We start from the raw sequence: 11,567 nt of genomic DNA on the forward strand, positions 1-11,567 counted from the left end.
CGGCGGGCGCCGGTGCGGGCGGGGCGACGGATGCCGGAGACGGCGCACGCTCCTGCACCGGAGCGTCGGCGGCCGGCGCGGCGGGTGCGGGTGCGGGTACTGCGGGTGCCGGCGGGGGCGCACCGTTCGTCGGCGCGGTCGCCGCGGCATAGGGGTCGCCGGCGCTCGGGGCGGCCGGGGCGGGCGCCACGGCCGGGCTCGAGGCGGAAGGCCCGGGTGCCGCCTCCGGCGCCACGGGCGGCTCGCCGCGCTCGACGACGTACTCCTCGAAGGCGGCATCGGAGGCGTCGAGCACATCCTTGCCGGTGTCGGCGGTGAGGGTGACAGCGCGCGCGGCGCGGGCCGGCAGCGCGGTCGGCAGACCGTAGCTGCGCGACAGCAGTCGCGAGAAGTCGGCATCGATGCTGGTCCTGCGGGGGGAGCTCATTCTGCGGTCCTCACATTCACTCTCACGACGGCGAACTGGTCGAAGGTCACGACCACCTCGTTGTCTGCGGCGAGCGGTCGGTCGTCGTCGATGCGCAGGCTCAGGTGCGCGGGTCCGCGCGAGACGACCTCGGCCAGCACGCCGTTGACGACGGCCACCGGTTCGAAAGAGCCGTCGACGCTGAGATTTCGTCCTTCCAGCAGCAGCACGGGCTGGCCGTCGGACTGCGACATGCTCACGCCGTCGATGACCGGCGCCGACTTGGCGCGGCGCGACTGCTGGATCTTGCGCGCGATCTCGCCGTAGTCGATGTCGGAGTCGGTCGCAGCCCCGAGGTCGACCTTGCGGGTCTGGAGGTCTTTGAGATCCTCGAGGGAGCTCACTCCGATGCGACGAAGCTTCGTGCGCGTGGGTTCGTCGACCTCCAGCCGTTCGGCTGACGGCGCGTCGCTCCGGTCCTTCGTGCTCGCGCGCACCTGCTGGTCGGTGATCGAGTTGAGCTGGATCGACAGCCGCGATGATCCCTCTTCGCCCGGGCGCGCGGTGACGAAGCGCACCGAGCCCTCGGCGTAGGTGGGGAAGGCGTTCACATCGAGCGAGACCTCTTTGACCGAGTAGCTCAGCGGCTTGTTGATCGCCTTGACCGCGAGCGTCTCGCGCGTCTTGTCGAGTTCGACGACGAGCGAGTCGACGAAGTCCTCGAGGCGCCAGGGCACGTTCTCAGCCATGACGGGCCTCGCTCGTGACGACGATGCGCACGGCATGGAACACCGGCAGCTCCGAGACTTCGAGGTGGTACAGCGGCGGGGCTGCGCCGATCTCGACCCGCTCGCGTCCGTCTGATCCCGTTCGCATCGTCAGATCGAGTTCGATGGGCGTCTCGACCTCGCATCCCGTGATGATCTGGCGGACGCCCGCAAGCTCGTCGTGGAGCGGCTCGGTCAGCGGCAGGAGATCGGGCAGCAGCGTGTGCAGCGCCAGGAAGGCCTCGTCCATCAGGCACCTCCCACGGCCGGCTCGAGCCCGGCCTTCACGTCGAAGACGACCGAGTAGCCGTCGAACCGGTAGCCGCTCGGGGTGGCCTCGGCCGCCTCCTCGTCGACCGATGAGGCCAGGCCCAGCACTCGTACGGCCTCGATCACGGGGAAGCGCACCTGCTCCTCGGCCACGGCGATCACCTGGCCGTAGGCATCGAGCTCCGACGCCGTCGTGAGCGTGAAAGTGCGGAGGTCCAGCACCGGCACGACCCACAGGGCCCCCCGCGTATTGCGGCGTCCGTCGAAGCGCACGTTTACCGTGGTGTCGCCGCCTGCGCCTGCGCGCCATGCGGGCGCCGCGAACGCTTCGACCGCCTCGGGGGGCAGCGGGGTGGAGCCTTCCCACAGCGGCAGCAGGGCGTTGAGCTCGACCGGGGCGATCTCGATGCCGGCCTTGAACCGGCCGCCGGTCAGCTCGCGCACGCCGCCGTCGCCGGGACGCAGATCGGCCCGCGTCTGCATGAGCCCGTTGCCGCGGTCGGTTCCGGCGAGGACGACCGAATACCGCAGCGTCGCATCGAATCCCCACAGCGGCAGGTCTCCCTCTGCGCCGTCCGTCGTCGACCACACACGGTTCCAGAAGGAGCGGAACCGGCCCATGTCGGTGAGCTCTCGGGCCTCGCCCGCGCTCGCTCCGCGCGCCGAGACGCTCCGGGTGGCCGAGACGACGATCCGGCTCACGCAGCCGCTCCGGTAGACGCCCGTCTTCCCCCGCCAGCGCAGGGTCGCCGAGACTTCGAGGTCGACGTCGCGCGGCAGCGCCGCGACCTCCTGGGTCGTCAGCGCGACCGAGAGCGGGGTCCCGGGTCGCACATCGCTCAGGCGCTCCGAGCGCGAGAGCAGCGCGGTCGCGCCGCCGGGTTCGCGCACCTCGACGTCGAGGATCGCGCGCGCGAGCGCGGTGGCAGGCCCGTCGGCGCCGACATCGAGCTGGAAGCGGAGCGTGATCGCCTGCGATGTGGCGAACACCGCACGCGGCCCGAGGGGGCGGGCGATCGGCGGGGCGAGGAGCGGTGTGAGCACGGCGCGGCTCGCGCGGTCGGATGCTGCGCCCGACGCACCGGACGCGGCGACGCTCTGGGTCTGGGCCGCAGCAGGGCCGGCCGGCGTCGGCGTGACGGGCGTGCCGACCGGGGCGGGGACGGTGCCGGTGCGCAGCAACCGGACGAGCTCGTCGATGCCGGCATCCGATCGCTCCGCCGCATTGCCGCGGCTCTGCAGCAGTTGCACGAGACGCGCACGCGCGGGCGCGGGAAGCGCGTCGTCGAGGGAGCGGCACTCGCTGTCGCCGCGGCGTGAGTGTCGATCGGCGATGGCGTTGAGCAGCTGCGGCAGGACGCCCACGAGGGTGTCGGTGAGGCGGATGAGGCCGCCGCCGCCCCACATCGGTCGCGCGAGCGTGGTCGTCCAGTCCATGCGCACCGATTCGGGGGTCGAGAAGAGGTCGCCGCCGAGGGGCAGCGGATCAATCGCCGAGCCGAACAGGTCGGCGCCGGCATGGCCTGCGGCGGTGGGACCGGCCGTCCCCGCGGCAGCGCCCGACCCAGCCGCGCCACCTGCCGCCGTCGCTCCCGGTGCCGCGGCGCCGGCGTGCGCGGGCGCGGTGGCATGAGCCGGTGCTGCGGGGTGCGTGGCTGCCGGCGGCGGCGGCGAGATCGCTGCCCCGCTCGCCCCGCCGGTGGTAGCGGGTGCCCCGCCTGCCGCGGCGGGTGCCCCGCCCGCGGCGGCGAGCACCGTGCGCAGCAGTTCGCCGAGCACCTCGGTCGAGATCGGGGATCCGCCCGCGCCGGCGGTGCCACCCGCACCGCCGCCGCTGAGCAGCCCCTGCAGAAGGGGACCTGCGACCTGCACGAGACTCCCGAGCAGGTCGTCGAGCGATGCCGGGCGGCTGAAGTGCGCCGCCGCGGTCTCATGCGCGAGTGCGGTGCGCAGCGGTGCGGAGGCCGCGGCCGGTACGGGGGCGGATGCCGAGGCACGAGACAGCGAGAGGGTCATCGCCGGCTCCTCTCCGGGCGCACTGCCGAGCACCGGCACGTCTCCGCCGACCTCGAGCCGTGCCGGGCGCGAGAACGCGCGAGCCCGGCCGTTCCGATCCTTCGCCGACTGCACCTGCACGAGGGTGCGGCGCTCGGTGACCACGGCGCGGTCGAGGGGGAACGCCGTCGAGGTGTCGAGGTGGCGCCCCGCCCGAGGATTCTGCTGCCAGGGACTGGACCAGTACGGGGCGTCGAGCACGGCGATCCCGTCGACGGTGCGCACCTCGGTGCCGAGTGAGACGCGGAAGAACGGATTGGTCCCCGTGTCGAGCTCGAGCAGTATCGCGTCGCCATCGCCGTCCACCTCCCGAAGCTGTGCCAGCGCCATGAGCCCCGCCGCCTACCTGCGCGGGGGTGCTCCCGCGGCCGGTGCCGCGCCGCCGGGAGCCGGCGCGAGGGCCGCGGTGCCCCCGTCGGCGTACATCGTCGCGAAGTTGTCGAGCTTGAAGTAGTCCGTCTTGAACTGGATGTTGACCTTGCCGGTGAGCTTGGCCGACAGCGTGTCGGTGGCTTCCTTCTGCGACGTGTTGATCTGGATGTTCGTGTTGTTCATCGTCATCGACCCGCTCGGGCCGCCGAACAGTCCGCCCAGCGGCGGGTCGTACGACGCCTGCACGTTGACGGTGTTGATGTTCTGGTCCTGGTGCGAGGCGGTGGATTTGCGGTTCGCCGTGATCATGAACTCCACGCCGGCCTCGATGACGCCCTTCTCGACCACGAGTCGGGTGACGCCCATCAGCAGGACTTCCCGCAGCGCCGCCCGGTGCTCCTTCGCCATCTCGATCTTCGCCTCGAGCACGGCGCGCTTGACCGCGGCATCCTCGGGGTCGACCTTGTCGCCCTCGGGCCCGGTGAGCACCATCTTCTGCGACCCGTCGGGCGCGGTCTCGGTGGTGACGCCGAACTGGTCCTGCTTGGTCTCGGCGAGCTTGAGGAACGACTCGTCGTCCTTGACCTTGGTGATGAAGTCGGCGGTCGACTTGGTCGCCTCTTTCATGAGCTTGATATAGGAGTCGGTCTGCTCCTTCATGACCTTGAGGTTGGCGTTGAACACGGCCTTCATGAGGTCGGCGACGAACTGGGGGAAATCGACGCTGTCGACCAGCTCGTTGAAGGCCTGCGTCGACCCTTCGAACCCGGGGCGGTACCCCTGGAACCCCATCTCCTTGCCGGAGTCGGTGGCCATCGCACGCGCCACCGCGACGGGCTGGAGGCCGCGGCGACCGCGTTCGCGATCGACCTCCTCCTCGACGAGCGACAGGTAGACGCTCTGCTGGTCCGACAGCGACATCGACTGGAACGGCCCGCTGGGCGCGAGCACGTTCACGGCCTGCTGTCTGGCGATCGAGAGGATCTCCGCGTCGGGCGACCACTCGGGAATCTGGCTCATCATGCGCTCCGTTCTCGTCGCGGCGTACGCGGTCTCAGAAGTCCCAGTCGTCGGCGGGGGCGGACCCGTTCGAACCCGAGCCGTTCAGCCCTGAGCCGCCCGCGCCGTTCGAGCCGCCGAGGCCGGCCGGCACGAGGCCGGAGGGCATTCCCGGCAGGTTCGACAGGTCCGGCATCCCGGACATCCCCGGCATCCCCGACGACGAATCCGAGCCCGACGATTCGGACCCTCCCTCATCGTCGCCGCCGTCCTCCTGGATGATGCTCTGCGTCGTGATGAACGCGTCGACGTTGGAGATGAACTGCGAGAACGGCTCGTCCTGCTCGAAGGTCCAGGCGGTGTAGCCGGCGATCTGGTTGATCAGGGTGTACCCGAGCCGCGCCTTGTTGTTGAGCACCGAGACCCGCGCGCGCTTGCCGCGCGAGGTCGCGAGCTTCTCGATGACCTTGAGCCACGACCCGCCGCTCGGCACGATGTGCGAGCGGATCTCGGGGTGGCCGAAGATGCGCGAGATCAGGAAGTCGAGCTCGGCGTTCATGAGCGGGGTCATCACCGTCGCCAGCCCCACGCAGCTCGTCGACAGGTTGTACTGCAGGTCTTCCACGGCCTGCATCACGTTCTGCCGCGACACGAAGTTGTCGGGGTGCGGGCTCACCTGCGCGCGCTCGAGATAGCGCGCCGACTCGAGGATGAGGATCTTCCACAGCCGCCCGAACTCCTCGTTGACGGGGGCGTCGCCGGCGGTCGGGGCGCTTCCCGAGTTGAACACCTGGCGGTAGTAGGCCTTGCGCAGCGGCTCGCGGGTGACGTCGACCTTGTCGGTCTGGCCCGTGCTCGGATCGATCACGGGGAACCGGTTCGAGAACACGTAGTCCTCGAGGTCTTTGCGCAGCACCGGGTCCTTCACGGCGAGGCCGTCGGTGAAGAGGTAGGTGTCGGTGAAGTACCGCACCGCGTCGTACACGCCGAGTTCGTCGCCGAGGGTCATGACGTAGAAGAGCTGAGCGGCGCACTTGACGGCCGCCTGGTTGACCGCCGCGGCGGCGGTGTCGTCGCCGTAGAAGGTGACGGCGAAGGGGTCGGTGGCAGAGGTCGTGGGCGCCGGCCCGGCGCCCACGGCCTTCGCGAGATACATCGGCACCATGTACTGCGCGTTGGCGTCGGTGAGGGTGACCGGCGACGACTTCAGGAACGAGATGAGCCGGGGCCTGAGGTCGGGCGGGATCACCACGCCCGACTTGACGATGAGGTCGTCGTACTTCGCGTCGTCGAGCTCGCCCTTGACCGCCTCGAGCACCGCGACCGAGAACCCGGCTGCCGTGAACATCAGCGGCGTGTCGCGGAGGGCCTTGACGACGGCACTGTTGTCGTCGGGGATGTGGGGCACTTGGAGCGAGTTCTCGTCGATGACCTCGCGCGCGGCGCTGACGGCCGCGTACGCGACGACGTCCTTCGCACCCTGCGCGTGGGTCTTGGCGAAATTCATGAGGCTCACGGCTTGTCGGATGCCGTAGACCTGCGTCGCCCGGATGAAGACGAGGTCGCGGATCCCCGAGCGGTCGAGCACCGCGCGGATGTTGAAGTCGAGCACGCCCCGCTGGGTCTCCAGCTCCGCGTCGAACGCGTAGCGCAGGTCGGTGAGCTCGTCGCTCGCGTCGATGAACTCGGCGAAGGTGCGCTCGCCGGCCCCGGGCACATTGGCCTTGAGCTTGCGAGCGAGCGAGTCGTTCGCCCAGCGGCCGACGCCCACCGCGGCGGCGCGCCGCGGGGTCAACGGCAGCTGCGCGAACTCCACGACGGCGGCGGCCGCGCCGCCATCGGACGCGATGATCGCCTTCTTCAAGAGCCCGTCGAGCTCGTCGAGTACCGCAGCGACCGTCGTGTCGGTGGCGGACTGCTGACCCTGGATGGTCGCGAGCGTGCGCTTGATGCGGAATCCGCTCGCGGCGGACGAGTCGAGTGAGTTGGTGAGCATGTACGGCATCGCCGTTCTCCTTACCGAGTACGGCTGCCCGCGCGCCGGGATCCGGCGGCGCGGGAGAGCCACTTGAACGCGTCAGTGAGATTGATGACCCCGTAGCCCGCATGGGGGCTGCGCGATCGGGAGTCGATCCGGTCGGACGTCTCGCGCAGCACGCGCATGACGTCGTCGCCGTCCAGGGTGAAGCCGTGGTCGCGCGCGTACGACTTCATGAGGGCGACCGCACCCGCGACCTGGGGCGACGCCTGCGAGGTTCCCGACGCCACGGCGTAGCGGCCGTGGGCGTACGAGCTGAGGATGCGGACGCCCGGTGCGACGACGGTGATGTCGGCGCCGTACGACGAGAACGACGCGACACGACCTTCCTCGTCGCACGCGCCGACCGCGATGACCCCGGGCAGGGCGCCCGGGTAGTACTTGGTCGCCGCGCCGTCGTTGCCGCTCGCGGCGACCACCGACACTCCGCGGCTCTGCGCGTAGCGCACGACGTCGGCGTGCGGTAGGCCGCCGCCGGTGTGACGGATGCCGACGCTCATGTTGACGACGTCGGCGCCGTTGTCGACGCACCACTTCAGTGCCGGGTTGATGTTGTCGACGATGCCCGCCCCCTGCAGCCCCGACGCGGTGCGCATCGTGGCGAGCACACGGACGGCCATGATCTTGCAGTCGGGGGCGGTACCGGCATCCATCGAGCGCCCCGCGCCCGCGATGATCCCCGCGACGTGCGTGCCGTGCCCGACCTCGTCTTCGGGGTCGGCGTCGGCGTCGAGCATGTCGCCGACGAAGGCGCTCGTGTCGAGCCCGACGAGATTGACGAAATCGGATGCCGCCACCACGGTGCCCTGGAGCTCGGGATGGTCGACGTCGACCCCGGTGTCGAGCACCGCGATGCGGACGTCGGGCCGGCCGCGGGTCAGGGCGTTGGCGTAGTCGAGGCCGATCTGCTCGCGTGTGGATCCGGTCGCACCGAACGGGGCGACACGCGGCGCCTCGGGAAGGTCCACGCTCGCGACGACGAGTTGGCTGCAGCGCTCGACCGAGCGGAGGCCGGCGAGCTCGGCGAGCAGGGTGGGTGTGAGCGGCGCGAGGTCGTCGAAGATCACGCGGTAGGTGCGATCGAGGCCGTGGAGGACCTCTTCCGGACTCCAGCGCTCGGTCGCGGGGATGTACTCGTGCGTCACCCAGAACGTGGTGCGCGCGCGGCGCAGCACCGGATCGACCTCGTCGTTGATGCGCGAGACCGAGGCGGACTTGTCGCCGATGAACGTGATCCAGTCCGGAATGGCCGGCGGTTCGGGTATCCGCTCCCGGAGCTTCAGGATCAGGTGATGCTTCACGTGCTGATCGAACATCCGACCGCCACCACCGGACAATACGCAGTTATGACACCCCCGCCGCGCGCGGCGGCTCGATGAGGCCGAGCGATTCGGCGCGACGTACCGCGAGCAGACGGTCGTGGACGTCGAGCTTCGCGTAGAGGTTGCCCAGGTGCTTGTGCACCGTCCGCTCCGAGACGCCGAGCCGCAGCGCGATGGTCCGGGCGAGCAGTCCGTCGCCCAGCATCCGCAGCACTTCGATCTCGCGCGTGGTGAGCGTGGGCCCGTCCGCCCGAGCCGTCACCGCCGCCGCGGGGGCCGTCACGCGCTCGCGGTCGTGGCTGCGCTCGAGCACTTCGAGGTATCGCCGCACGTCGTCGAGCCGCGTCTCTCCTCGTTCGTCGGGGCGCTCGGGCGTGCCGACGAGCACCACGGTGAAGCCGTGCGGATCAGCCGCTACGGGAAGCTCGGAGAGATAGCCCGATGCGAACCAGTCGAGCACGAACCGCCGTGCCGCGCACGCGTACCAGGTCGCCTCGAGCCGCTCGGCCGGGGGGTTCTCGGGCATCGAGAAGTCGATGGTCGATGCCATCGAATCCGACTCATGCCGCCACAGGCATAGGTCGGAACGCGGCGCGTCGGTCCACACGCGCACGTGACCTGTCGCGTGCGCCGAGAACGCGCGGCCCAGCCACGTCGTCACGAGCGGCCGGTGGTCGCGGCCGCCGGTCACCTCGTCGAGGGCCTCGGAGTAGGCGTCGAGCAGCCCACGCGTGAAGAGAGCGTCGTCATCCTGGTCGGCCATGGCGGAACTGGCTCGTTTGCATCTCGAGATCACCCCAACTGTGCAATCGGCACCGTTCCGTCCCGTTCCCCCGCGGCGCTGGCCCCAGAGTACGAGAAGTCTCGGCCGCGCGCACCCCATGTGTCCGCAGCCGGCGGCATCCGTGGTCGGAGTATCAGCGCCCCGCTCCCCGGCCTCGTTCTCGTCGGGGGGATCTGCAATCTGGGAGGTTTGCGATGGACATCGATATCCCGGAGTTTCTGACTCCGATCAACCGGAAGCTGATCGAGGCTCGGTTCGAGCATCTGCATCTGCGAGAGCTCGAGCCCAAGATCGCACCGTGGTGGCTGCGGCCGTGTCGCGTGCGTGTGCTCATGGTCGTCGACGGGCTCGACTTCTCGGACGACGGGTTCGGCCTGTCGACCTTCGTGCGGACGCTGCTCGACGTGGCATTCCCGGTGCGCTACCAGGTGACGCTCGCGCACCTGCGGGCGGCGGCGCCGAGCGAGATGCTCACGGGCGAAGCCCGGGTCGCGGCGCGCATCACCGAATTCGCGTTCGACGACCCGGCGCACTTCGCGTCCGACAAGTACGACGTCGTCTTCCTGTTCGGGATCGCGACGCAGCTGCCTGAGCGCACCGAGCGGCTCGACGCCGACGGCAACCCGTACCCGATCGACGCACTCGCGACGAGCGAGCTGCGAGCGATCGCCGCGTACGAGCAGTCGGGGGGCGGGCTGTTCGCCACCGGCGACCACGGCGCCCTCGGCCGGCTGATGGGCCGGGATCTGCCGCGCGCGCGCAACATGCGCCTGTGGAATTCGACCTCGGGCAACCCCGCCACCGACGAGGTGTCGATGGGCGGGCAGCGTCGCAACGACACCAATCGCCTGGGCGACGCCGGATCGCAGTTCGACGACCAGTCCGACGCGGTGCCGCAGACGATCGAGCCGCGCATGTACACCGCGGTCACGGGGTTCTTCACGTATTCGTTCCCGCATCCGCTGCTGTGCGGGCCGGACGGCATCATCCGTGTCATGCCGGATCACCCGCACGAGGGCGAGTGCGTCGAACCGGACGATCCCGACCAGAGCCTCGACTACGTCGGGATCGACGCGCCGGAGTATCCGCCGGCGACCGTCGGCTCACGGCCGCTGCCCGAGGTGATCTCGACCAATCAGGTGCTCTCCGGCACGGTGTCGGGCGGCAAGGCGCCCACGCAGGCGCACGAGTTCGGCGGGATCGCCGCGTACGACGGGCATCGCGCCGGTGTCGGGCGCGTGGTGACCGACGCGACGTGGCATCACTTCGTCAACGTCAACCTCGTCGGCGATGCCTTCAGCATCACGCCGGCCAAGCGGCTGGGGTTCCTCGCGACGCCTGCCGGACAGGAGGTGCTCGGGCAGATCAAGGCGTACTTCCGGAACCTCCCGGTGTGGCTCGCCCGGCCAGAGAACATCGGCTGCATGAACAGCCGGCTGCTCGTCACGATCCTCAACGAGGACCGCGTGCTCGAGGCGGTGCTCACGATGCGGGAGGTGCCGATCCACAAGATCGGCGCGGGTACGCTGCGGCTCATCGGGCGTCACGCGCGCGACGTGCTGGGTCGCTACGCCAGCAGGTGCCAGACACGGCGTCTCATCTTCGACGTCATCATCCCCGAGCTCATCGAGTGGATCCCCGACTTCGATCCGTGGCGGCCGCGGTCGCCCGAAGAGGTCGTCGTCGTCAACGAGCCGTTCGCGGCCGACGCCGTGGGCCCGGTCGCCTGGGTCGACGTGGATCCGCTCGTCGACTTCGCTCTGGGCGGGGCGCTCCTCGCCCTCAGCGAGAGCCTCGACCGATCGCGCGACGCGCGGGCGTGGGATGCCGAGCGCATCGCCGCGGTCGCCCGGAAGGGTGCCGGCGAGGCGGTCGAGCGGGCGCTCGCCGACTTCGACGAGACGATCGAACGGGCACGCAAGACACTGCGCCGGTAGGGGGCGGCGCCGCCGCGGGCGCGCCGATGCGGGAGGGCCGGTCCAGGCAGAGCCGGCCCTCCCGCACCCTCATTCGGTCAGACGCTCCCCCCCTCGGCGTCGTACCGCGGTTGCGCCGGCCGTGACGAGCACGAGGCTCATCAGCAGTGCGGGCAGCGCGCTCCATCCGCCGGTCTCGGCGAGAGCGGTCGCGCTCGCCGAGACCGGGGTCGCCGTCACCACGGAGCCGGCCGGCGCTGCGACGATCGCGGCGTCGTCGTCCGCCGGGTTTCCGGGGGTGCCCGGGGTTCCCGGGGTTCCGGGTGTTCCCGGGGTTCCCGGTGTTCCGGGTGTTCCGGGTGTTCCGGGGGTGCCCGGGGTGCCCGGGGTGCCCGGGGTGCCGGGGCTACCCGGGGTTCCGGGATCCGTCGGCTCGGCCGGGACGACGGGCGTCGTCGCCGTGCTGTCGCCGACCACCGACACGGCGTTTCCGCCGATCGTGATCGGCAGGGCGATCGGCGCGATCAGCTGGGTGCCGCCGAGGATGGAGTCCTCGCCGTTGGTCCAGCCTGCGGTGGTGCCGCCGGGTGTGCTCGCCGGGGCGGTGGCCGCGGCATCCGTCGACTCGCTGTCGCCGA

General features: G+C 70.6%; 8 protein-coding genes and 2 pseudogenes. 1 reads left to right on the forward strand and 9 read right to left on the reverse strand.

All coding sequences use genetic code 11. The annotated features are described in order from the left end of the window. The 8 genes and pseudogenes from FFS15_RS18355 to FFS15_RS18390 form a co-directional block, all read right to left on the reverse strand. Window positions 1-427 (reverse strand): annotated as a pseudogene (locus FFS15_RS18355) (hypothetical protein); the annotation flags it as partial. Next, a complete protein-coding gene (locus tag FFS15_RS18360; protein WP_137846503.1) occupies window positions 424-1,155 on the reverse strand; it encodes a hypothetical protein in 732 nt (243 codons plus the stop codon). The pseudogene FFS15_RS18355 and the gene FFS15_RS18360, both read right to left, overlap by 4 nt. Continuing rightward, a complete protein-coding gene (locus tag FFS15_RS18365; RefSeq protein ID WP_137846504.1) occupies window positions 1,148-1,423 on the reverse strand; it encodes a hypothetical protein in 276 nt (91 codons plus the stop codon). The genes FFS15_RS18360 and FFS15_RS18365 overlap by 8 nt, the downstream gene beginning before the upstream one ends. Next, window positions 1,423-3,828 carry a hypothetical protein gene (locus FFS15_RS18370; protein WP_137846505.1) on the reverse strand — a complete coding sequence of 802 codons (2,406 nt, stop codon included), beginning with the start codon at window positions 3,826-3,828 and terminating at the stop codon, window positions 1,423-1,425. Before FFS15_RS18370 ends, FFS15_RS18365 begins: the two co-directional genes overlap by 1 nt. 12 nt (window positions 3,829-3,840) lie before the next feature. Beyond that, window positions 3,841-4,890 carry a hypothetical protein gene (locus FFS15_RS18375; RefSeq protein WP_137846506.1) on the reverse strand — a complete coding sequence of 350 codons (1,050 nt, stop codon included), beginning with the start codon at window positions 4,888-4,890 and terminating at the stop codon, window positions 3,841-3,843. Between the two features lie 34 nt (window positions 4,891-4,924). After that, window positions 4,925-6,874 (reverse strand): hypothetical protein, encoded by a 1,950-nt coding sequence (locus FFS15_RS18380; protein WP_137846507.1) that lies wholly within the window; start codon window positions 6,872-6,874, stop codon window positions 4,925-4,927. 11 nt (window positions 6,875-6,885) lie between these two features. Beyond that, a complete protein-coding gene (locus FFS15_RS18385) occupies window positions 6,886-8,208 on the reverse strand; it encodes a S8 family serine peptidase (protein WP_171013279.1) in 1,323 nt (440 codons plus the stop codon). 43 nt (window positions 8,209-8,251) lie between these two features. After that, window positions 8,252-8,992: a response regulator transcription factor gene (locus FFS15_RS18390; protein WP_137846509.1), complete on the reverse strand. Its 741-nt coding sequence runs from the start codon at window positions 8,990-8,992 to the stop codon at window positions 8,252-8,254. 215 nt (window positions 8,993-9,207) lie between these two features. Between FFS15_RS18390 and FFS15_RS18395 the strand changes: the two genes are divergently transcribed. Beyond that, entirely contained in the window at window positions 9,208-10,950 is a 1,743-nt protein-coding gene (locus FFS15_RS18395; protein WP_137846510.1) for a hypothetical protein, read from the forward strand. 69 nt (window positions 10,951-11,019) lie between these two features. On the opposite strand, the pseudogene FFS15_RS18730 reads toward FFS15_RS18395, so the two are convergent. Then, window positions 11,020-11,567, reverse strand: a pseudogene (locus FFS15_RS18730) (hypothetical protein); the annotation flags it as partial.

The sequence above is a fragment of the Microbacterium sp. 2FI genome, from assembly GCF_005502885.1.
Classification (GTDB): domain Bacteria; phylum Actinomycetota; class Actinomycetes; order Actinomycetales; family Microbacteriaceae; genus Microbacterium.